General features: G+C 51.5%; 21 protein-coding genes. 13 read left to right on the top strand and 8 right to left on the bottom strand.

Annotated features, from left to right (window positions below; all coding sequences use genetic code 11):
• Positions 1-176: 176 nt before the first annotated feature.
• On the bottom strand, positions 177-563 hold the full coding sequence (locus AC6I8W_RS26230) for a VOC family protein (protein WP_497839188.1): 387 nt from the start codon (positions 561-563) through the stop codon (positions 177-179).
• 246 nt (positions 564-809) lie between these two features.
• On the opposite strand from AC6I8W_RS26230, the gene AC6I8W_RS26225 reads away from it, so the two are divergent.
• The 9 genes from AC6I8W_RS26225 to AC6I8W_RS26185 all read left to right on the top strand — a co-directional run bounded on the left by AC6I8W_RS26225 (position 810) and on the right by AC6I8W_RS26185 (position 9,231).
• Positions 810-1,091 (top strand): hypothetical protein, encoded by a 282-nt coding sequence (locus AC6I8W_RS26225; RefSeq protein ID WP_497839187.1) that lies wholly within the window; start codon positions 810-812, stop codon positions 1,089-1,091.
• A gap of 402 nt (positions 1,092-1,493) precedes the next feature.
• Positions 1,494-1,853 (top strand): hypothetical protein, encoded by a 360-nt coding sequence (locus AC6I8W_RS26220; protein WP_497839186.1) that lies wholly within the window; start codon positions 1,494-1,496, stop codon positions 1,851-1,853.
• A gap of 211 nt (positions 1,854-2,064) precedes the next feature.
• Positions 2,065-3,185 (top strand): IS3 family transposase gene (locus AC6I8W_RS26215; RefSeq protein WP_497834991.1). Its coding sequence is split into 2 segments (ribosomal slippage): positions 2,065-2,323 and positions 2,323-3,185, totalling 1,122 coding nucleotides; the frame shifts between segments, so codons are not numbered across the junction.
• Positions 3,186-3,807: 622 nt separating this feature from the next.
• Positions 3,808-4,017, top strand: a complete 210-nt coding sequence (locus AC6I8W_RS26210; RefSeq protein ID WP_013508023.1) for a YdgH/BhsA/McbA-like domain containing protein — start codon at positions 3,808-3,810, stop codon at positions 4,015-4,017.
• A gap of 123 nt (positions 4,018-4,140) precedes the next feature.
• A complete protein-coding gene (locus AC6I8W_RS26205; RefSeq protein ID WP_013508022.1) occupies positions 4,141-4,356 on the top strand; it encodes a YdgH/BhsA/McbA-like domain containing protein in 216 nt (71 codons plus the stop codon).
• A gap of 190 nt (positions 4,357-4,546) precedes the next feature.
• Positions 4,547-5,527: a LacI family DNA-binding transcriptional regulator gene (locus AC6I8W_RS26200; RefSeq protein ID WP_497839185.1), complete on the top strand. Its 981-nt coding sequence runs from the start codon at positions 4,547-4,549 to the stop codon at positions 5,525-5,527.
• A 126-nt stretch (positions 5,528-5,653) separates the two neighbouring features.
• Positions 5,654-6,463 (top strand): inositol monophosphatase family protein, encoded by an 810-nt coding sequence (locus AC6I8W_RS26195; protein ID WP_497839184.1) that lies wholly within the window; start codon positions 5,654-5,656, stop codon positions 6,461-6,463.
• 106 nt (positions 6,464-6,569) lie between these two features.
• Positions 6,570-7,928, top strand: coding sequence for an MFS transporter (locus AC6I8W_RS26190; RefSeq protein ID WP_497839183.1), 1,359 nt, complete (start codon positions 6,570-6,572; stop codon positions 7,926-7,928).
• A gap of 22 nt (positions 7,929-7,950) precedes the next feature.
• On the top strand, positions 7,951-9,231 hold the full coding sequence (locus AC6I8W_RS26185; RefSeq protein WP_497839182.1) for a histidine-type phosphatase: 1,281 nt from the start codon (positions 7,951-7,953) through the stop codon (positions 9,229-9,231).
• A 373-nt stretch (positions 9,232-9,604) separates the two neighbouring features.
• On the opposite strand, the gene AC6I8W_RS26180 is transcribed toward AC6I8W_RS26185, so the two are convergent.
• Positions 9,605-10,678, bottom strand: a complete 1,074-nt coding sequence (locus tag AC6I8W_RS26180) for a LacI family DNA-binding transcriptional regulator (protein WP_497839181.1) — start codon at positions 10,676-10,678, stop codon at positions 9,605-9,607.
• A gap of 267 nt (positions 10,679-10,945) precedes the next feature.
• Between AC6I8W_RS26180 and AC6I8W_RS26175 the strand changes: the two genes are divergently transcribed.
• Positions 10,946-12,211 carry a maltoporin gene (locus AC6I8W_RS26175; protein ID WP_497839180.1) on the top strand — a complete coding sequence of 422 codons (1,266 nt, stop codon included), beginning with the start codon at positions 10,946-10,948 and terminating at the stop codon, positions 12,209-12,211.
• Positions 12,212-12,392: 181 nt separating this feature from the next.
• Here the strand turns inward: AC6I8W_RS26175 and AC6I8W_RS26170 are convergent, their stop codons facing one another.
• The 6 genes from AC6I8W_RS26170 to AC6I8W_RS26145 form a co-directional block, all read right to left on the bottom strand.
• Positions 12,393-12,713, bottom strand: a complete 321-nt coding sequence (locus AC6I8W_RS26170) for a PTS sugar transporter subunit IIB (protein WP_497839388.1) — start codon at positions 12,711-12,713, stop codon at positions 12,393-12,395.
• Between the two features lie 67 nt (positions 12,714-12,780).
• Positions 12,781-14,838: a beta-galactosidase gene (locus tag AC6I8W_RS26165; protein ID WP_497839179.1), complete on the bottom strand. Its 2,058-nt coding sequence runs from the start codon at positions 14,836-14,838 to the stop codon at positions 12,781-12,783.
• 31 nt (positions 14,839-14,869) lie between these two features.
• On the bottom strand, positions 14,870-16,069 hold the full coding sequence (locus AC6I8W_RS26160; RefSeq protein WP_497839178.1) for a glycoside hydrolase family 53 protein: 1,200 nt from the start codon (positions 16,067-16,069) through the stop codon (positions 14,870-14,872).
• 4 nt (positions 16,070-16,073) lie between these two features.
• Positions 16,074-16,925, bottom strand: coding sequence for a sugar ABC transporter permease (locus AC6I8W_RS26155; RefSeq protein ID WP_497839177.1), 852 nt, complete (start codon positions 16,923-16,925; stop codon positions 16,074-16,076).
• A gap of 10 nt (positions 16,926-16,935) precedes the next feature.
• Positions 16,936-18,243 (bottom strand): carbohydrate ABC transporter permease, encoded by a 1,308-nt coding sequence (locus tag AC6I8W_RS26150; protein WP_497839176.1) that lies wholly within the window; start codon positions 18,241-18,243, stop codon positions 16,936-16,938.
• Positions 18,244-18,299: 56 nt separating this feature from the next.
• Positions 18,300-19,535 (bottom strand): extracellular solute-binding protein, encoded by a 1,236-nt coding sequence (locus AC6I8W_RS26145; RefSeq protein WP_497839175.1) that lies wholly within the window; start codon positions 19,533-19,535, stop codon positions 18,300-18,302.
• A gap of 352 nt (positions 19,536-19,887) precedes the next feature.
• On the opposite strand from AC6I8W_RS26145, the gene AC6I8W_RS26140 reads away from it, so the two are divergent.
• The 3 genes from AC6I8W_RS26140 (at position 19,888) to galK (ending at position 23,268) form a co-directional block, all read left to right on the top strand.
• On the top strand, positions 19,888-20,997 hold the full coding sequence (locus AC6I8W_RS26140; protein WP_497839174.1) for an ABC transporter ATP-binding protein: 1,110 nt from the start codon (positions 19,888-19,890) through the stop codon (positions 20,995-20,997).
• A 73-nt stretch (positions 20,998-21,070) separates the two neighbouring features.
• Entirely contained in the window at positions 21,071-22,117 is a 1,047-nt protein-coding gene (galT, locus tag AC6I8W_RS26135) for a galactose-1-phosphate uridylyltransferase (RefSeq protein WP_497839173.1), read from the top strand.
• Between the two features lie 2 nt (positions 22,118-22,119).
• Positions 22,120-23,268 carry a galactokinase gene (galK, locus tag AC6I8W_RS26130; RefSeq protein WP_497839172.1) on the top strand — a complete coding sequence of 383 codons (1,149 nt, stop codon included), beginning with the start codon at positions 22,120-22,122 and terminating at the stop codon, positions 23,266-23,268.
• The last annotated feature ends 160 nt before the right edge of the window (positions 23,269-23,428 follow it).

Here is a 23,428-nt window from a genome sequence, read left to right as displayed (position 1 = left end):
GGCAGCGCGTTGCTGTATGGGTCGTTACGAGTATCACCTGTTCCTGATCGCTTCGTAAGTCTGGGATGTTGGTCGTGTCCATTTTCAGCACGAAACCTACTTGTAGAGCCATCTCAGGGCAGCTATGAGCGAAGAACAGACGTTTGCGGCCTGAGACGTAGCAATGAAAATTTGAGTTATATCCATGCCCTGTTTTGGATAACCACTCTATATCCGTCTGAGTCAACGAATGTTCTTCCATTGAAATCCCAGTAAGGGTTAAAAGAATTCGTCATTTTGAAACCAGCTTCGGTCATTCTCGTGCAAGCATTCATCCACTCATTTTTATCCGGGTAGTAAAGAACGAGTAGATCCTCTTCAGTTTGCAAAGGTTGAACGGGATGCCCCAGGCAGAAAGTGAATTCTATGTGCCAGTCTAAGCCCTCTCGTCCCAACATCACTCCATTGAAACCGTCATGATCGTTGAACTCAGCGATTTTGCGCAGGCCTAGCCCTAGACTGTACATCAGAAAAGCTCTTTCAAGATCAGTGACGGGTTTGGCAATGCGCATATGAGTAAACATTGAGGTGTACTCCTGAAGAAGGTTTTTATAATTTTTTGAAATCCAGTTTGAGTTTACACATAATTTTGTTCGAAATTTGTTCATTAGAACCTGAGAAACATCCCCGGCAGGTTTACGTCCGGTTCTGGCACAAAGTGGTCAGTGACCTGCACCCCACGCCAGTAGCTTTAGCAAAAGTACATAAGTCTTTTATAAACATCGGTTTTATGTTTTCCTGTTCGAATTCATCGCAATAAGGACATCAGCATGAAAATCTACTGGTCACTCAGAAGCATCCCCGAGCTTTCACAACTGTCATCAAAAGAGTGTGGCAAACGCTGGAACGATATCTATACCTCAACCTTCCGGCACTGGGAAACATGGACCGGGCTGGCACTCTGTGCACTCTTACCCGGCGCGGGGGTGCGATTTTTTGGTTTACCGGGCGTTATCGTCATGGGAGCGATTGGCGGCTTTATTTACGGCCAAATCGTCATTCATGTTGCCCGCAAATATTACAGTCAACGCTTACTGGGTGAATCAGACTGATACCTCAGGCTGAGCTTTAAGTAAACGGTCAACGAGTGATTCCAGACACAAAGCAATGGCTCAGAGCAGAGGCGCTGGGATCGCGGGACTGGTAACATTGGACGGAGTGTACTTTCTGGGGAAAAGTAACGGTAAAGACGAAGGCATTGCTGAAGGTCTCAGAACCTCAAAGGCAGATACTCACATGACGGCAGAACTGTACAAATAACGGATGGTCGTACAGGGAAGTGCCGGAAGAGGTCGTCACAAGGCGGCTTTTTTCGCGTTTAGGCGTCGTCCTGCCAAATTACATTTCCATTGAGGGGGAATGCGGTCATGCTGTAACTCGCTTGCAGTACTATACGCATGAAGCGTAAAACTAACCGTCTGTATTCCGATTTCTTGACGTAAACAGGGAGTGTTATGAAAAACAGAGCTATTTACTTTATTCACAGTCCCAGCCCTTTGTTAGGTCGTTCCCCCCTTCAGCGAGGTTTTTTTCCCTACACATTTACCGATAAGTACATTAAAGCCCTTCAGGAAGAACTGGATAAACAGGATGTTGACTGGAAAGTTTTCGCTGATGATACCGAGTCAAATGTTGAGGTACTCATAGCGCGTACTCCTGCTCTTCTCGTCTGTGCTCCGGGTCTCAGATTTATGTTTTCCCATCGGGGATACGGCGCAAATAAAGTCGTGTGGTTAAACGTGGTTGAGTATATGTCTGCTAATCCAAAGTCCGTGATTAAAAGACTTTCAGAGATTACGTCTGCAGGTTCATAACAATACTCACCTGTTAAACCCTATGTCTCCGGGTCATTGTCGGCACCCTTGCCCCTGTATTACGATTAAATCGTGGACTGTAAAATGGATTGGGATTGATATTAATGAATATTTTTACTTTACTTGCCATTCCGACCTGTTGACCTGCTCCCCGTTGATTAATACACCGCGATGTTAGTAATGTCTTCATCAGTCACATGAGGACATCCCCATGAAGAAGCGATTTTCCGACGAACAGATCATCAGTATTCTCCGCGAGGCCGAAGCCGGGGTTTCAGCCCGGGAACTCTGCCGCAAGCATGCTATTTCAGACGCCACCTTTTACACCTGGCGCAAGAAGTTTGGCGGCATGGAGGTTCCCGAAGTGAAGCGGCTCAAGTCGCTTGAAGAGGAGAACGCCCGCCTCAAGAAGCTGCTCGCTGAAGCCATGCTGGATAAGGAGGCGCTTCAGGTGGCTCTTGGCCGAAAGTTCTGACGACAGACCAGAAGCGGGAAGCCGTGGAAGTCATGTGTGAGGCAACGGGTCTGTCGCAACGTCGTGCCTGCAGGCTGGCAGGTTTGTCCCTGTCCACCTGCCGTTATTCGGCTCAGCGTCCGGCTGCTGACGCGCAGCTGTCTCTACGCATCACAGCGCTGGCACTTGAGCGCCGCCGCTTTGGTTACCGGCGCATCTGGCAGTTATTGCGTCGGGAGGGCCTTCACGTCAACCACAAGCGGGTATACCGCATCTATCATCTCAACGGCCTGAGTGTAAAACGCAGGCGACGCCGCAAGGGGCTGGCGACTGAGCGGCTTCCGCTTCTTCGTCCGGATGCGCCGAACCTGACATGGTCGATGGATTTTGTCATGGATGCACTTGCCAGCGGCCGCAGGATTAAGTGCCTGACCTGCGTGGATGATTTCACGAAGGAGTGTCTGACGATCACCACGGCATTCGGGATTACAGGCGTTCAGGTGACACGTATTCTGGACAGCATTGCGCTGTTTCGTGGATATCCTACGACGATAAGAACGGATCAGGGCCCGGAATTTACCTGCCGCGCGCTGGATCAATGGGCCTTTGAGCATGGTGTTGAGTTGCGCTTAATCCAGCCGGGCAAGCCAACTCAGAACGGATTTATTGAGAGTTTCAACGGTCGCTTTCGGGATGAATGCTTGAATGAACACTGGTTCAGCGATGTTCTTCATGCCCGAAAAATCATTAATGGCTGGCGGCAGGACTATAACGAGTCCAGACCTCATTCATCGCTGAATTACCAGACGCCATTTGAATTTGCAGCAGGCTGGCGAAACGGGAAACATGAAGAAAAATCAACCGACATTACTAACTGAAGGTTGTATCTAATACTGGGGGCAGGTCACTGTTTTTCTGGAATTCTCTGCCTGATGAATGCTGCCGGGAGCAAAAAACAATTCTACCTCTACGCGGGCTATGGGTTATCTATGGCTTCGATACTTTGTGCGCAAGCAGGAATGTTATAGCTTGGAGGATTCTGGATGTTTGTACAGTCTTTTTTTCGTTCTCGAAGGACAACCATACTCAAATCACCCACAATGCGGGAGATTTGAGTATGAACACATTATCGTCAAACAAAGACCGTATTATCGATCAAAAAGACCGCTTCAGATATTTTACATCTGAGGAAGCAGAATCCGTATGTCGGAAGATCTCTAAAAGAGAATGGCTCGCTTAAAAGGGATGCTTACAGAGACAGGGACATATTAATTGAATGGAAGGGAGGGCGGTCTGCATGAACCGCTTACCACTTATTGACCTCATCTGACAGGGAAGTTGAGGTAGTCCGATGAAACAATTTACCGATCTAATTTTATTCAATTTTTTTGAATTCTTTCAGCAAATCCCTCAGCTTTTCCTCAGCAGTCTTCAGGTCTATTCTCTCTCACATCGAGGCACAACGCCTCACCGACTAAACAAACTTCTGAGGAAATGACCATGAAATCTATCAAAACTTTCGTTGCAGTTGCCGCCCTGTCACTGGTTTCTTTCGGCAGCTTCGCACAGAGCATCACCGCTTCAGCCTCAACTCTCGATGGCGCAGAAGCCAAAATCGCTGCTCAGGCCAAACAGGCAGGTGCCTCTTACAAAATCACCGGCGCACGCGTAGACAACGGTGCTTACCTGTCAGCTGAACTGACTAAATAAGGTAATAGTTAGCAAGATCACAGTTATCGCACTAATTATCAATCATGAAACGATAACTATAGTTACTATTGCTTTCATCGAAGGCAAACAGCCTTCCAACCAGACAAATTAAGGATTAAGACCATGAAAACTATCAAAGCACTGTCAATCGCCGCTGTTGCCGCTCTTTCTCTGATGTCAGCAGCCAGCTTCGCGCAGAGCATCTCTGTCACCTCTTCAACTCTGGACGGAGCAGAAGCGAAAATCGCCGCGCAAGCCGCACAGCAGGGTGCACAGTACAAAATCACCGAAGCGAACACCAATAACCGTGTTCACATGACCGCAGAACTGTACAAATAACGGATGGTCGTACAGGGAAGTGCCGGAAGAGGTCGCCGCGAGGCGGCCTTTTTCGTTTTGCTGACCCGTCCTGACATCATTATTAAATCCCGCTATAACAAACCGCTGCTCATGCGTTAGAAACTTCTGGCATTAAACTCTCGTTTAACGGTCTAATCAGCGAAGGCAAATCAGTGGGTGAGTTTGTTGGATGAGCGATAAAGGGAAAAACTGGGTAAAGGCTGAGGATGTGGCTCGTCTGGCGGGGGTGTCGCGTTCAGCGGTGTCGCGGGCATTTACGCCTGGAGCATCTGTCGCGGAGAAAACGCGTGCTAAGGTCATGCTTGCTGCCGAGCAGCTTGGCTACCAGGTGAACATTATCGCCCGTACCATGAACACCGGCAGCAGTAACTTTATCGGGATTGTTACCGCAGGTTTTGATAATCCCTTCCGCAGTAAACTGCTTTCCCCCCTTGTGCACCAACTGGCTTTGCATGGCTTTATGCCGTTGCTGATGAATGCCGATGATCCTGACCAACTGGCCCCGTCACTGAAACAACTCCTGAGTTATCATGTAGCGGGAGTGATCATTACCTCCGGTGCGCCACCCCTGTCGCTGGCAGAGGAGTATCTGGAGCGTAAAATACCCGTCACCCTTATCAACCGTCATGCCGACTTGCAGGGCTGTGACCGTGTGGCCAGTGATAATGTGCAGGGTATGCAGCTCATGGTGGAGTACTGCCGCCAGCAGGGCTGGGAGCGTATTGGTTTTATTGGCGAAGATCGCGCCAACTTCAGCACAGAAGAACGCTATAACGCGTTAAGTTCTTTTGCAGCCGATTTATCGATTGCAAACCGGTTTATCCCAGGTGGCGGTTATGCTGCCGGTCGGGCAGCTTCACTTGAACTCAGCGACTGTCAGGTGTTGTTATGCGCTACTGACATGCTGGCGCTGGGGGCGATGGATGGCTTACGTTCGCTAAGTGGTACACGCCAGATACCTGCTGTTATTGGATTCGATGACATTCCGCAGGCCAGCTGGGATCCTTACCATCTCACCACCATTCAGCAGGATACAGACGGACTGGCGCAACAGGCGGTCGACCTTCTGGTGACGCGTATAGCTCAGTTTGATCTGCCCTCGCGGCATCGTGCCGTACCCGTGAAATTAATCGTTCGTAATAGCGCATAATGGAAAATTAGTTTTATGTGGAATAAGTCACAGATTAATTCCCGGTTTATCGCCAGACTCCTTCTTGCCCTTCGGGGCTAATTTTTTGCCACATAATGCACACGTGTGCATTTTCGAGGAGATGTTATGGCTACCCATGAAGATGATTCGCTTTTGGCGCGCTACCGTTTCGCCTGCAGTCTTGCTGAGTCCGGGGGAAAGCTGGCTTACGAGTTCTATCAACAGCGTGAAAAGCTACAAACCGATCACAAAGGAACCGACCTGCAGGACGTGGTAAGCCAGGCCGATCGCGAGGTGGAAGCCTTCGTTAAGTCGCGCATTGCTGAGGCTTTCCCGGAGGATGGATTTTTGGGAGAGGAGAGCGGCACAGCGGATGCGACAAGCCGGGTGCTGTGGGTGGTTGATCCTATCGACGGCACCAGCTGTTTTCTCAACGGCCTGCACACATGGTGTTTGTCACTGGCGATTGTCGTCGACAGCGAGCCGGTAATCGGCGTGGTGTATGACCCTAACCATCATGAGCTTTTTCACGCGCTTAACGGCCATGGTGCATGGCTTAACGATCGCCGGATTAAGCCGCATACGGCAGCCACGGTTGCGGGTGGTGTGATGGGGGTTGGAACCTCACACCGCGTATCGACCACTGATTTTCTGCCCTTCCTGGAGGCACTTTTGCAACATGGCGGCATGTTCGTACGCAACGGTTCTGGTGCGCTGATGAGCGCATGGGCTGCCGCTGGACGACTGATTGGCTATTACGAACCGCATATGAATCCGTGGGATGGCTTACCCGGCATCGTTCTGATGCGAGAAGCGGGCGGCACCACTAACGACTATCTGGCTGCTGAAGGTATCGCGCGCGGCAACCCGGTATTACTGGCAAGTAAAACGCTTTACCCACAATTAAAACAATGGGTTAAACAGCCCTTATTCTAACCTGCACGGCAGGGCTTCTGATTCTGTACTCTACACAACAATATGGATCCGGCCGTCAGGGATGATACAGCAATCAGCGGCACCTCCGTCTCTCGGAGATAGTACGATGTCTGGATTTCTCAATTTCTTCCGAGCCAGCCCGGAGAAACACGTTGGCGTATTCAATGAACAGCGTTTTCGCTTCGTGAGGTGGCAGACGTTTCTGGCAATGACAGTGGCCTACGTGACGTTTTATGTGTGCCGCCTCTCGTTTACCGTCGCCAAAAGCGCTCTGGTCGATCTCGGTATTTCGCCCTCAGAGCTGGGCATGATTGGTTCCGCGCTGTTTTTCAGTTATGCCATCGGCAAATTTGTTAATGGCTTCCTCGCCGATCACGCCAACGTGGTGCGATTCATGAGCCTGGGGCTGCTGCTTAGCGCAGGCATGAACCTGATGATGGGCATGACGACCAATGCCATGTTGCTGGCGATCTTCTGGGGTATTAACGGCTGGGCGCAATCGATGGGTGTCGGCCCGTGCGCTGTTTCACTGGCTCGCTGGTACGGCACCAAAGAACGCGGCACCTTCTACTCGATCTGGTCGACTGCACATAACATTGGTGAGGCCATGACCTATATGGTGATCGCTGCGGTGATCGCCGGTTACGGCTGGCATATGGGCTATCTCTCCACTGCGGCGTTGGGTGCAGTGGGCGTGGTGCTGATGCTACTGTTTATGCGTGATTCCCCGCAAAGTAGTGGTTTCCCGTCGATTCATGAGATCAGTAATGAACCGATGGAAGAAGAAGAGGCAAAAAGCTCTATTCTGCAAAACCAACTACTGGCATTGCGCAATCCTGCTCTCTGGACACTGGCACTGGCCTCTGCCTTCATGTACATCGATCGCTATGGCGTAAACTCGTGGGGGATCTTTTTTCTCCAGCAGGGGAAGGGCTACACCACAGTTGAAGCCTCTGCCATCATCGGCGTGAATGCCATTGCTGGGATTGTTGGCACCATTCTGGCCGGGATACTCTCAGACCGCTTCTTTGCCCGTAACCGCAGCATCATGGCAGGTTTCATCAGTTTGCTGAATACCGGTGGCTTTGCACTGATGCTGTGGTCACCCCATAGCTACTACACCGATATCATTTCAATGGTGATCTTCGGCGCTACGATTGGTGCATTGACCTGCTTCCTCGGTGGGTTGCTTGCCGTTGATATCTCTTCACGCAAAGCCGCAGGTGCGGCGCTCGGCACCATTGGCATTGTCAGTTACGCCGGGGCCGGTTTTGGCGAGTTCCTCACGGGGATCATCATCGATAAAACCTCGGTTATAGAAAACGGCAAAAAGATCTACGACTTTCACACGTTGTCCCTGTTCTGGGTGGCAGCCGGTCTCGTTTCCGCGTTGTTGTGTTTTGTCACCGCAATAATGGTGGCCAGACGTAATGCCAGCGAGCACCGCACCCTTTATTCATCTTAATTACCTCATTTAGGAAGACATTATGATGCCACGCAGACATCAGGCTGCTGCACACCTGTTCATTGCTGGAGCGTTGTGGTTAGGCGCAACACAGGCACATGCGGATGGACAGTATCAGCTGGAAAAAGTGGTCGAGTTAAGCCGCCATGGTATTCGTCCGCCCACACCGGGGAACCGTAAAGATATTGAGGCGGCAACTCATCGCACCTGGACAACCTGGACGACACAGGATGGTGAGCTCACGGGACACGGTTACGCCGCCGTGACCAACAAAGGGCGCTGGGAAGGTGAGCACTATCGTCAACTTGGGTTGCTTACTTCGGGCTGCCCGCAACCCCAAGATGTTTACGTGCGGGCGAGTCCGTTGCAGCGTACCCGCGCAACGGCGCAGGCATTAGTTGATGGCGCATTTCCCGGTTGTGGTGTCGCCATTCACCGCGTAGAAGGTGAAAACGATCCACTGTTCCAGACCGAAGCGTTCCCGGCGACCAACACCGATCCGGCAAAACAGTTGGCCGCTGTTCAGGAAAAAACGGGGGATTTAGCCGCGCGTCAGCAGGCTCTCAAGCCTGCCGTTCAGGCTCTTAAAAGCGCAGTATGTAGCCCCGATGCGGACTGCTCTTTCTTCGACAAGCCCTGGGAAATCAAGAAAAGCAAAAGCGGTAAGGTCTCCATTGACGGGCTTGGCGTGCTGGCAAATATGGTGGAGACGCTGCGGCTCGGATGGAATGAAAATCTCCCGGTGAGCCAACTGGCGTGGGGAAATATCACATCAGCCTCACAGATTACCGCTGTGCTGCCTCTGCTTACGGCGAATTATGATCTCGGGAATGACGTGCTTTATACCGCTCAGAAGCGCGGTTCAATCCTGTTGAATGCGATGTTGCAGGGGACAGAGCAGGGCGTCAACAAAACTGCTGATGCCATGCCGGATACACGCTGGCTAGTGCTGGTTGCGCACGACACGAATATAGCGATGGTGCGTACATTGATGGGTTTTAGCTGGACCCTGCCAGGATATACGCGCGGTAACATTCCGCCGGGCAGCAGCCTGGTGTTTGAACGCTGGCGTGATACGAAAAGTGGTGAGCGATTCCTGCACGTTTATTTCCAAGGGCAGAGTCTGGACGATCTACGTAACCTGCAAGCCGTCGATCAGGCGCATCAACTGTTGCGTGAAGAGTGGCGGCAGTCGGATTGCCGGGTCACGGATGTCGGAACATTATGTCCAATGAAGTCTGCCGTTCGCGCGTTGAGTAAAAACCTCGACAAAAGTACAATAACCTCTGTGAGTTATCCTTGATATAAGGTCGCCGCAAGGCGGCCTTTTCTTTAGCCAGAAGAGAGTCATATTAAAACCACTCCAAATTCCAGTGAAATGCATTGTCTTACTCTGTGATTAGTTACAACAAGCTAGTTGATTGTCATCAACCACAGACGTACTTCCGAATCCGCGATGCCTTTCTCCACCAAAAACTGTGCAGACCTCCGTGATTGATCCGCTGTAAAGCCGTGTTTACCGGGCCTTTGGCCCGGTAATAAAATAATTTCGTAATGTATGCTGTAACTATATAATTCTTGTTCCCGTTGGTAGGCCGCTAAACTAAACCGCCCCATACCAGACACAAACGTTAGTTAGTCACTACGTCTCCCACACCCGTTGAACAATCCGCCATTTATTTCCACAACTTATGTGCGATTTCCCGCAATTGCTGGGCGATATCTTGCAGGTTGGTCCCCTGTTCTTGCACTCCGCCAGTGGAGTGACGAACGATGAGATTTGCCGGTAACACTGACGAACTCCGTGCCACATCGCTGTGACCACTATCAAGCAGACGGCGCACCGCTTCTTTACCCTGCAAATCGAGGTCCAGCGAAACGGTGGTCAGTGCCGGATGGAAGAAGGAACTTTCATAGGTGCCGTCATAGCCTACCACCGACTTCTCGCCCGGAATGGCGATCTGGTGTTGATGGAATGCGCTCAACACGCCGAGTGCCATCTGGTCGTTCCCCACCAGCACCGCAGTGAAATTCGGCGTTTCACGTAACATCTGTAACGCACCTGCGTAACCGCTCTGTGCATCCCAGGTGCCATGAAATACTGTCACCGGCTTCAGTCCATAACTGCTGAGCGTGTCGATCCAGCTTTTCAGGCGCAGTTTTGCTGATACCGACGATTCCGGTCCGGCCAGCAGCGCAATCTCCCGATGCCCCAGTTCATAGAGATGTTTGACACTGGCACGGGTGCCGTCTGCCGGGTTAAACGAAACGTTAAACACAGAACTATAGGGGTCAACATCGAGGAACAGGCAGACGATGCTATCGTTGTCAGAGGCGATACGCTGCGCCTCTTCGGTCTCCAGCGGCACGTTGATAATCACTTTGTCCACCAGTTGCGACTTCAGTTCGTTGATGGCGAATTGAATATCCTGGTTGACGTTCTCATCGATCATTGAAATCAGCACCTGGTAATCATCAAGGTTTGCGTAGCGTTTCACCGCAGCCGCCACCTGCGAAGGTGCATGTAGCGCCAGAGATGTCGTCACCAGACCAATGGTCTGGCTTTGCTTACCCACCAACTGTTGCGCCAGCCGGTTCGGCACATAGCGCAATAACTCTATGGATTTCTCCACTTTTAAACGCGTGGTTTCGGATACATTGGCGGATTTGTTGAGTACCCTGGACACGGTCTGGTAAGAGACTCCCGCATGACGGGCTACGTCTTCCAGCGTTGCACTTTTAGACTTCATGGTCCGGTTCCTTATGTTGTTATGCGCCAAGTGTAACAGGGGCCACCGTAAAAAGACTTATCACACTCTTCCCCGCTTCATTTTCTCAAAATAAGTATGACGATCACAATACATAACTTTGTGAAGAAATTCGTCACTGGTAACAAAAAACGCTGATTTATTTGCAGTTAATCACACATTCACAATCGTTCGTTTGCCAGTTTTTACATTTAGGCATTTTATGTCCTCCATTATGTGAACGTAATACAAAACAATAAGAGGAATGATATGAACACTAAGCTACGCACTCTCACTCTTGCGTTAGCCTTTGCGCTAACTTCACCTTCACTGCTGGCTGAGACATCTGTACCAATCGACTTTCACGGTTACCTGCGAAGCGGGGTAGGTGTGTCCGGCGATGGAGGGTTGGTTGAGTGGCAAAAGAACAAACTGGGCCGTCTGGGTAACGAATCTGATACCTACGGTGAACTGGAACTGGGCTCCGAAGTGTATAAAAAGGACGAGGTGAGTTTTTACCTCGACACCATGGTTAGCATGGTTTCCGACGGTTCCAATGACAACGAAACCACCCTGGACGATGACGCACAGTTCGGCTTGCGCCAGTTGAACCTGCAAATCAAAGGGCTTATCCCCAACGATCCCAATGCGGTGATCTGGGGCGGTAAACGTTACTACCAGCGTCATGACCTGCACATTATCGATACTAAATACTGGAACATTTCCGGCTCCGGTGCCGGGATTGAAAACTACACCTTAGGGCCTGGCGCGGTCTCTGTCGCCTGGATCCGTGGTGACGCCAATGACGTGGATTACCGCGTCGATAATGACAATGACGTCAACATTAACTATATCGACGTTCGCTACGCGGGCTGGAAGCCATGGTCAGGCGCATGGACAGAATTCGGCATTGATTACGCCATGCCAAATCCGACGAAAAAACAGAAAGAGTACGGCGGATTATACGACGCAGATGACGGCGTGATGGTGACCGGTGAAATCAGCCAGGACATGTTTGGTGGCTACAACAAGCTGGTACTGCAATACGCCAACAAAGGGTTGGCGCAGAACATGGTGTCACAGGGCGGTGGCTGGTATGACATGTGGAATTATGTGAACGACGCCAGCGGCTACCGCGTGATTAACACCGGGCTGATTCCGATTACTGAAAAGTTCTCGATTAACCATGTTCTGACGTACGGTTCTGCAAATGACATCACGGAATATACCGACAAAACCCGCCTGGTCTCACTGGTTGGCCGTGGGCAATATCAGCTCACTAATTATGTGCGCCTGATCGGCGAAGCCGGTGCTTTCTACCAGAAAGACGACTATAAAAACGGCACTAACTACAAACAGGCCGGTGAAAAATACACCTTCGCGGTGGGTCTGGCAGATGGCCCTGAATTTATGTCACGCCCTGAATTACGTGTTTTCGCTTCGTATTTAAATGATTCGGAAGATGGTAAATCATTTGAAGATGGGACAAAAAATAACACGTGGAACTTTGGCGTACAGGTTGAGGCCTGGTGGTAAGCTATATCTTTGCACTCCGGTTACCGACTTTATTTAGCGCCTTTTAATATACAGCAATCTGATTTATTGCACTTCAACATGCATCTCCGAAACTGCCAGATGATTATCTGACAGAATTTATGTTGCCTTTACTTTCCTGTTGTCTTTTTCAGGATACCCTTACGGGTATCCTTTTTTTTATTTATCCACGCGGAGAGAAATGTTCATCAAGTAATTGACGTAGCGCATCTGACTGTTTGCCAAATATTGCATGCACCTGCTGGCCGAGAATAATCACGCCCAGCGCCCCTTCATTTTGCAGCGCCTGCGAATCCACAATAGCCAGATCTTTCACCGTTACCCGTAAACGTGTCAGACAGGCATCAACATTCTCAATATTCTCTGCACCACCAAATGCCTGCGCCAGCCGCTGGATCAAATGCAGCTCGGCATCGCTGATGGACACGGCAGCGCTATGTTTCGGTTCAGAGAAGTAGTGCAGGAAGGATTTAAGACTTACCATCATCGACTCCTGATTTTTGACAGGTAAAAAAAAGCCTGCCCGAATGGGCAGGCATATCAGTCAGACTTTACGCCTGACGGCGTACAACACGGCAGTCCCAGGGTGCCAGCAGCAACGGACCGCTGACGGGATCAGCCGACAGACAATCCTGGTAGCCTGGTGGCAGGGTAATCGTCTGTTGCTGGTCGCTAAAGTTCTGGATAAAGACAAACGTGGTTTCACCATCGGTGCGCGCAGTCGCCACGACACCCGGCGCTAAATCCTGGTCAATGACGCGCGGCAACGACAATTCGTCAATGATGCTGGCAAAGAAATCACGCTGGAACGTCATATCGTTGCGTGAAGCAACGTGCCACGCCTTACCTTTGCCGAAGTGATTAACCGTCACCGCCGGACGACCGGCGTAGAAATCATCCTGATAAGTAGCCAACGGTTTTGCGCTCTCAGCATGAATCAGTTCACACAGATGACGTACCTGATACGGTCCCTGTAATCCAGCATCATTCCCCACCAGTCCGTGCACAAAATTGCGCTCATTATCATCCAGACAGTCGATCTCTTCGGCCCAGACACCAATCAGTTTACGCAACGGGCCTGGGAAACCGCCGAGATAACAAAGATCGCTCTCGTTCACCACCCCGGTCCAGTAGGATGTGACCAGATGGCCGCCCGCCGCCACAAATGCTTCGGCACGCTCAGCAAAACCTTCGCGCACCATATACAACATCGGCGCGATCACCAGTTGATAGCGACTCAGATCGACATCGGCGTCAATGATATCCACCGCAATACCCTTTTCCCAGAACGGGCGGTAGTGTTCATTGACGGTTTTTTCGTACTCCAGCCCCTTATTTCGCGGACCTTCGGCATCATCCAACGCCCAGCGGTTTTGCTGATCGAAGATGATCGCCACGCGTGCATCAGTACGACAACCCATTACCGGCGTGAGTTTTTCGAGCATTTCACCCAGCGCACACACTTCACGTCCGACACGCGTATCCAGATGACCAACGTGATCGATAACTGCGCCGTGGAACTTCTCTACCGAACCGCGACTTTTACGCCACTGGAAGTACTGCACTGAATCCGCACCATGCGCTACCGCTTGTAACGAGGACAAAATATGCATCCCCGGTTTTTTCATTTTGCTGGTTGGCTGCCAGTTGGTGGCGCTCGGGGTTGACTCCATCAACACAAATGGCTTACCTCCCTTCAGCGAGCGCATCATGTCATGGTACATCGCGGTGTAGCAGGCGAGCTGCGTTTCATCCTTGTCCCGGTGCCACATCGGGTAGCTGTCCCACGAGATAAAATCGAGCGCTGGCGCGAGCTGCCAGTAGTCATAATCGTAGAAATATTCCATAAAGTTGGTGGTCACCGGCAGTTGCGAATTCGCCGCTTTCAAAGGGGCGATTTCATGGCGACAGAAATCGGTGACTTGCGCGGTGTTAAAGCGACGCCAGTCGAGATTCAGACCGTGGACTGACACTTCACCCTGCGGCGATGGCGACTGAATTTGCGACCAGTCGGTATAGGTGTGGCTCCAAAAATCGCTCCACCATGCGTGGTTGAGGTTGTCCAGCGTCTGGTAACGGGCTTTCAGCCAGTCACGGAATTTTTGCTGGCATAAATCGCAGTGGCATTCACCGCCGTATTCGTTGGAAATATGCCAGCCGAGCACCGCCGGATGCTGCGCATAGCGCTCAGCCAACAGCGTATTGATTTTTAGCGTTTTTTCCCGATATACTGGCGATGTCATGCAGTGGTTATGTCGCCCGCCGTGCAGAGCAGGGACGCGATCGCGCCCAACGCGCAGCACTTCCGGGTATTTCTGAGACATCCAGGCAGGCCGCGCACCGCTCGGCGTGGCGAGGAAAATATGAATTCCCGCCGCATATAGCCTCTCAATCACCGAATCCAACCAGGCAAAATTAAATTCACCTTCATGAGGCTCCAGTTTTGACCAGCTAAATATCCCAACCGACATGACATTGCATTTAGCCTGTTTCATCATGGCAATATCGTTATCAATAATACCGGGGTAATTCTCCCATTGTTCCGGGTTATAGTCCGCGCCATGCAATAGCGAGACAACCTTCGGGCTTAAAGGCGCAAATTTATTCATATTAAATATCCTGAAATTTACAACACCAGAGTTAATTAAAGACTTTCACTGAGGGCAGTACTTTTCCCTGACAATCAAACAGCGCCTGATTTTCCCGCGCATTCCCTTCTTTCCACTTGTCGTTGATATAATTCATGCCTGCCTGCGTGGCCCAGGTATTTCCGGGGACGGCAATCCAGGTTGGTTCCCAATAAAAAATACCTTTGCCGTGATGGCCCTGAACATTAATGACTGACTGCATTAAATCGTGGATATAATCGTATTGTCCCTGTACGGTGCCAGGATAGCCGCCTGCTTTTTCTTCTTTCTCCTGGAAGCTGTTTTCCGCGTTATCGCAGTTCGCCAACGTATAGCCGTAAGCCGCTTCCACCACGATCACATCTTTGTTGTAGCGCTTGCTGATGTCGTCCATATTGGCCTGTAACGCACTGATCGGCCCGTTCCAGTAGGTGTACATCGACAAACCAATCACATCGAACGGCACGTTGCGTTTGGTTATTTCATCAAACCACCAGCGGAAGGTATCGTTTTTAGTGCCTTCGGCCAGGTGCAGCATGATCTTCACCTGTTCGCCGTTTTTCAGATTCTCCTTCAGCCCGTCAATCGCTGAATTGAGCAGCCCTGCCAGCCGGTCAAACTCGCCGCCGCCCGCCCCCCAGCTTTTGCCTTCCGGCCAGAGGATGCCGGAGTTTATTTCATTACCGATTTGCACCATATCCGGCAGCACGCCTTCCTGTTTAAAGCGGGCGATGGTGTCCCGGGTATAGTCATGGATCGCGGTTTTTAACTGCGCGTAATCCATTTTTTCCCAGGCTTTCGGTTTGAATTGCTTGCCGGGATCGGTCCAGAAATCACTGTAGTGGAAATCGAGCAGCAACTTCATGCCCTGTGCTTTGGCGCGTTTCGCCAGGGCGAGGGTGGTAGCCAGATCGTTATCACCACCGCCGTATGCCCGGCCTTGCGCGTCTTTCGGATCGACCCATAAACGCAGGCGCACATAGTTGACGCCGTTGGCCTTCAGAATGGCGAGCGCATCTTGCGGCTGGTTCTTGTCGTTATAAAACTTCGCTCCATGCTTTTCGGCATCCAGCAACGTAGAGATATCTGCCCCTTTAATAAAGTCGGCAGGCATGCCACTGAACGGGCGCATTTTTAACGCGTCGGCGGCAAAAGAGCTGGCGGACAAACTACACAGGCAAACAGCAAGCAGGGCGGGTGTAAATCTTTTCATGTGGTTATCCTTTGGTACTGCCGGAGGTCAGGCCGGAGACGAAATATTTTTGTAAGGCCAGGTAGAGAAGGGCCACGGGTACGGCGATCAAAACTGCGCCCGCCGCATAGGTGGTGTAACTGGCACCCATTTTTTGCGCGACCAGGTTGTACAGACCAATTGGCAACGTGTATTTGTCCGGGGTACGTAAAATAGTGCTTGAGAGGATGAAATCCCCCAGCGGCCCGGTGAAGGAGAACAGTGCTACCACCGCCAAAATAGGCTTCGACAACGGCATGATGATCTCGATAAAGATGCGGAAGTTGCTGGCACCATCCATACGTGCAGATTCATCCAATTCGCGCGGAATCGCGTCGAGATACCCCTTCATCAGATAGGTATTCATCGGGATCATCCCGGCAACGTAGATCAGCACCAGCGCCATATGGCTGTTGATCAACCCCAGCAGTTGTGACAGCACGAAGATGGCGATCAGTGCAGAAAACTGCGGGATCATCTGCAACAGCAAAAACAACATCAGGCCGTTTTGGCGTCCCTTGAAGCGGAAGCGCGAAAAGGCGTACGCGGTAAAGCTAACGCTAATTAAGGTCAGCACCATCGTCAGCAGACTGATCTTCATCGAGTTCCAGTACCAGGTCAGATAATTCACCTGGCCGTTAAACAGATCGGCATAGTGCTGGAATGAGAGGTTCTCCGGAATGATCGAGGTACTCAGCAGGCTATTACCGGCATTCAGCGAGGCACCGACGGTCCACACCAGTGGGTAGATAATGATCAGCGATACCAACGTGATAACCAGCCAGGAGAGCGACAGGCGGATCCACTTTTCGCGGCGGATGCTTTGTGATTTAGCCATTTTTCTTCCCTTATGCCATGTCGTCGTTTTTAAAGGATTTGGTGGCACGGAACTGCCACAGCGCCAGGCCAACGACAAAAATCGACAGCAGAATGGTGATGGTCGCGGCAATCGCATACTGCGACGAAGACATCGTCAGCTTGTAAATCCACGACACCAGGATATCGGTGCCACCTGCGTTTGCACCCGCCACCGCCGGTCCGCCGTTGTTAAACAGGTAGATGATGTTGAAATTATTAAAGTTGAAGGTGTACTGGGTGATGATGATCGGGGCAATGGAGTAGAGCACCAGCGGCAGCGTGATAGTACGCAAGCGGGTCCAGGTACTGGCACCGTCCATCTTCGCCGCCTCATACAGATCGTCTGGAATGGCCTGCAACACACCGGTGGTCATGGCAAAGACAAACGGGAAACCCAGCCAGGTTTGCATCATGATCAATGCGGTTTTCGTCCAGAAGGGATCGGTGAGCCACGCTTTTGGCGCAATGCCGAAGAAAGCAAGAATAGCGTTGTTAATCACGCCGAATGAGTCGTTAAACATCCCGGCAAATACCAGAATGGTGACAAAACCCGGCACCGCCCACGGCAAAATAAAAATGGTGCGCACCAGCGCTTTAAAACGCAGGTCTTTCTGGTTCACCAGAATCGCCAGCAGCACGCCAACTGTGCATTGCAAGGTGGTTGCCAGTAGTGTCCACACCACCGTCCATTGCAACACATCAAAGAACGTCGAACGCCAGATGGAGAGGGTAAAGATATTGACGAAATTCTTGAATCCTACCCAGTCCACCAGCTTAGCGGGCGGGGTGTGGTAGAGATTGTAATTGGTGAATGCGATAGAAAAACCGAACAGGATGGGGAAAATCACCACAAACACCAGCAGAATGAAGCCGGGCGTGATCATCAGATAGGGAAACCCGTCGCTGAGTAGCATCTGATACTGCTTGCGCACGCTATTCAGTGGCCTACCCTCGTCGCGCTTTTTACCGTTGATCCATGCATCGCGCAGCGACAGAGTCCAAACCATCACGCCAAAGGCGATGATCAGCAAGCTGATAATCCCTTCAGCCAGCAAAAAGATCGAGTTATCGCGTGGCACCTCTTCGCCCAGGGTATATAGCCCCCATAGCCCTTCGCGCAGAAAATCATAGAAAATGCCGGTAAAACTGCTCAGCAGGACAAGAAAGATAAGACCTTTTAGCCACTGACGGTGATAGAACTGACCAAAGCCAGGCACAATGGCCAGTAGCAGCCCGCACCACGCATGACGACCTGCACTTTGCGTTTTAGCAAAATTCTCGCTGGGACTGATAATCACGTACGACTCCTTTTTGACAACGAGAGGTTGCCCTCTCGTTTTGCTACAACAAGCGGTTACTGGTTGCTGGCCTGCATGGCTTCAACTTGCATATGGATCTGTTTGGTGGCGGCATCGAGCGCGGCCTGCGGTTCCTGCTTACCGGTCAGGCTCAACTCCAGCGCCGCATTTGCCGGTCCCCAGACTTCACCCATCTCCGGAATGCCTGGCATCGCGGTTGCGCGCGCAGCCTGCACCGCGACCGCACTGGCTTTCTCGTCATTTTTGATTACCGGATCGTCAATCATCGCTTTCTGCGCCGGGATCTCGCGGGTGGCGATATAGCGCTTTTTCACGTACTGCGGCTGGTTAATAAATTCGATAAATTGCTGCGCCAGTTGCTTGTCTTTACTCCAAGTGGAGACGACATAGCCTTTTACGCCGAGGAAGGAACTCATCGGTTTGCCATCCGGCAGGTTTGGCAGCGGCACCACGCCATAGTTAATGCCGGCGGCTTCATACGGTTGGAAAGCCCACGGGCCGTTAATCACCGCCGCGGCTTTTTTCTCGGTAAACAGTGAATCGATGGCATTCAGCCCGTTATCCCCGAGGATCCCCGATGGAAAGACGCCTTCGCTATAGAAATTTTTCAGGAAGGTGACTGCTTCGACCGCGCCCGGCTTGTTCAGGCCGATATCCTGCGGGTTGTAGCCACCCTGGTCGTTTTTGCCGAACAAGTAGCCGCCCATAGGACCGATAGCGCCCCAGCTATAGTAGATTTGGTCAAATTTGGCCAACAGACCGTATTTGTTCTGTTCACGCTGTTTTTTCGAGTAGTCGAGCCACTCCGGCAGGCTTTGCAGTGGCTTGTCGATCAGATCTTTGTTGTAAATCAGTACCAGCGTTTCTACCGCTTTCGGCACGCCATACAGTGTGTTATCCAGGCGAAAGGCGTTGATGGAAGCGGGGGTAAAGGTATCAACTTTTTCTTTGTCCAGATTCAGGGGGGTCAGCAGCCCCTGCACCACCGCACCACCCAACTGATCATTGGGGATAACCAGCACATCCGGACCGATTCCTGCCGGGCCATCCAGGCGTAATTTTTCCAATTGCTGTGCGTAGGGCATCTCCTGAACGTTCACTTTAACGTCGTACTTTTGCTCAAAATCTTTGACGGCATCCTGGATGCCGACGGACTTTTTGATGTCTTCCCAGACGTTAAGCTGCTTGGTTGCTGCATGCGCTGACAGGCTAATAAGCTGGCCAGCGGCCAGTACGGAGAGGATCAGTGCGGCAAGTGTTCTCTTTTTCATTATCACCCTCATGTCAAGGTATAACATTTTAGTGGTTTTTATGGCGTAACATCCGATGAGGTAGTTTAAATATCACCTGATATTAAAGGCCTTAAACGCATTCATGTGCCTTATCGAATTTGTTATACGCTACGCTTGAGTGGCTAATAAAACGAGAATTAACTGTCAGTTGTGTGACACGAACGACAGAAATTGAAAATCGATATAGGGTGCGTAAAGACTGGAAGTTATAGTCTGAGCATGAATTTTCGCGGTTGAGCAGCTTTGCCTTGTGATTGTTATACGTAAAACAAATCCATTCAACAGCACGCTTATCGCAGTACATAATGGCTACGAATTTCGGGGAACGTTGATGTCCAATATACGACTGAGGAATGTCACCAAGCGGTTTGGCGACACGGTGACGCTGAACAATGTGAATCTGTCGATTGAAGATGGCGAGTTTGCCGTGTTTGTCGGCCCGTCAGGTTGCGGCAAATCGACCATGCTGCGCATGATTGCCGGTCTGGAAGAGGTGACCGAAGGGGAAGTACTGATTGGCGATGAGGTGATGAATGATGTCTCGCCAGCCCATCGTGGTGTTTCAATGGTGTTCCAGTCTTACGCACTTTATCCGCATATGACCGTGGCGGAAAATATGGGCTACGGACTGAAGGTGAACAAAGTGCCTAAGGAGGAGATCCGTCGTCAGGTGGATATGGTCGCCAAGACGTTACAGCTTGGCCATCTGCTGGACAGAAAACCGAAACAGCTCTCCGGCGGTCAGCGCCAGCGCGTGGCGATTGGTCGCGCGATTGTGCGTAACCCACGTGTTTTTATGTTTGATGAACCGCTCTCCAATCTCGATGCCGAGCTGCGTGTTGAGATGCGTCTGCATATCGCTCGTCTGCATCAGGAACTGAAAACCACCATGGTGTATGTCACCCATGACCAGGTAGAAGCGATGACGCTGGCCGATAAAATTGTGGTGATGAATTATGGCAATGTCGAGCAACTGGGCTCTCCGATGGACCTCTATTACAACCCGAAAAACAGGTTTGTTGCCGGGTTTATCGGTTCGCCGAAAATGAATTTCCTGCCTGCGACGGTGAAAGCGTGGCAACCAGGCGAGCTGACGGTCGCGCTCGCACAAGGGAAACTGTTAACACTGGCAATCAACACTTCGCGCCTTGAGCCTGGCACAACAGTAACGCTGGGGATCCGCCCGGAACATCTCTCTACGGATGCCACGCGCGGTACGCAACTGGAATTCCAGTGCGAAGTGGTGGAGCGACTCGGCAACAGTACCTATCTGTTCGGCCAGTGCTATGGTCACGACAACATCAAAATCCTCCTGCCCGGCGATGTGCATTTTCGCTCGTGGCAAAAAATCACGCTCTCTTTTGACAGCCAGCACTGCATGATTTTTGACAATCAGGAGCTGCGTGTCAGCCAGGATATTACCCTGCCAAATGATGCGTAAGGCTGTAAATAGCGCGAGCGGCTCAGACGGGACATCCGCGAGCTGCATAGGGGGCATTTAAATAAGGTAAATCATGACGAAATTTAATTCGGCCGATCACTCGCATCGCCGTTACAACCCTCTTACCGGACAATGGATTCTGGTTTCTCCACACCGTGCGAAGCGCCCCTGGCAGGGCGCGCAGGAAACTCCGTCTAAACAGACCCTGCTTCCCCATGACCCGGACTGTTTTTTGTGTCCGGGGAATACACGCGTCACTGGCGAAAAAAATCCTGATTACACCAGTACCTGGGTCTTCACCAATGACTTTTCCGCATTGATGACGGACATACCGGATGCGCCGGAAAGCGACGATCCTTTAATGCGCAGTCAGAGCGCACGCGGTGTCAGCCGCGTCATTTGCTTCTCACCAGATCACAGCAAAACGTTGCCGGAGCTCAGCCTGAGCGCGCTGGAAAATGTCGTGAAAACCTGGCAGGAACAGACCGCCGAGCTGGGCCAGACTTACCCGTGGGTGCAGGTTTTTGAGAATAAAGGCGCGGCAATGGGCTGCTCGAACCCACACCCACATGGTCAGGTATGGGCTAACAACTTCCTGCCCAATGAAGCCGAACGTGAAGACCGACTGCAAAAAGCGTATTTCAATCAGTACGGTTCCCCCATGCTGGTCGATTACGCCGAGCGCGAGCGCAAAGAGGGATGTCGTACCGTCGTCGAAACAGAACACTGGTTAGCCGTGGTGCCCTGGTGGGCGGCCTGGCCATTTGAAACACTGCTGCTGCCAAAAGCACATATCCAGCGGATCACCGAGTTAACCGAGGCGCAGCGTAGCGACCTTGCGCTGGCACTCAAACAGTTGACCAGCCGCTACGATAACCTGTTCCAGTGCTCATTCCCCTACTCAATGGGCTGGCACGGTGCGCCTTTCACTCAACAAGAAAATACCCACTGGCAATTGCACGCCCATTTTTACCCGCCGTTATTACGTTCTGCCCTGGTGCGTAAGTTTATGGTCGGATACGAAATGCTGGCTGAGGCACAGCGTGACCTTACGGCAGAACAAGCTGCTGAGCGTCTGCGCGCGGTCAGTGACATCCATTTCCGCGAATCCGGAGCTTAATCATGAGCCTGAAAGAAAAAACGCAGTCCCTGTTTGCTGACAAATTTGGCTACCCTGCCACACACACTATCCAGGCTCCGGGGCGTGTAAACCTGATCGGCGAACATACTGATTATAACGACGGGTTCGTGTTGCCTTGCGCCATCGATTACCAGACTGTGATCAGCTGTGCATTGCGCCCGGACCGGACCGTGCGCGTTATCGCCGCCGATTATGACCACCAGCAGGATGAATTCTCTCTGGATGCCCCAATAGCGCCCCATGCTACCCAGCAGTGGTCAAACTACGTGCGTGGCGTGGTGAAACATCTGCAAATGCGTAACAAGAACGTTGGCGGGGCGGATTTGGTGATCAGCGGCAACGTTCCGCAGGGCGCAGGTCTGAGTTCTTCCGCCTCGCTGGAAGTGGCTGTCGGTACGGCTTTCCAGCAGTTGTACCATCTGCCGCTCGACGGCACGCAAATAGCCCTGAACGGACAGGAAGCGGAAAATCAGTTTGTCGGCTGTCACTGCGGCATTATGGACCAGTTGATCTCCGCTCTGGGTAAAAAAGGCAGCGCGCTGTTGATCGACTGTCGCTCACTGGACAGCAAAGCAGTCTCCATGCCGAACGATGTCTCCATCGTCATCATTAACAGCAATTTTAAACGCACACTGGTGGGTAGCGAGTACAACACCCGCCGTGAGCAGTGTGAGGCCGGTGCGCTTTTCTTCCAGCAAAAAGCGCTGCGGGACGTGAATATCGAGCAGTTCAACGCCGTCGCCCATACGCTGGACCCGGTGGTGGCCAAACGTGTCCGGCACGTATTGACCGAAAACGCCCGTACGGTTGAAGCCGCCAGTGCGCTGGAAAAAGGTGACTTGCAACGTATGGGCGTACTGATGGCTGAATCGCACGCCTCGATGCGCGATGACTTTGAAATCACCGTGCCACAAATCGACACGCTGGTCGAGATTGTCAAAGCGACCATCGGTGAGCAAGGTGGCGTGCGTATGACCGGTGGCGGATTTGGCGGTTGCATCGTCGCGCTGGTTCCCGAAGCACTGGTGCCAGCCGTGAAAGCTGCGGTGGAATCACAATATGAAGCGAAAACCGGTATTAAAGAAACCTTCTATGTCAGCAAGCCTTTTGCAGGGGCAGGGCTGGTTTAAAAACGGGCATATCCGAAAAATGAAGTGATGTGGGCGCTTCGCCCACATCACTTCCTCAGCATTTACCCATAAACAGGGTGTTGCAGAACAACCACGGCCTCCTCGCGCGATACAACCTCGCCAATCCGAATCTAAATTACATCATGATGTTTTTAGTAGA

The sequence above is a fragment of the Pantoea sp. X-Soil-TKNS-1211 genome, from assembly GCF_059730495.1.
This window is presented reverse-complemented; position numbering and strand designations above follow the sequence as displayed.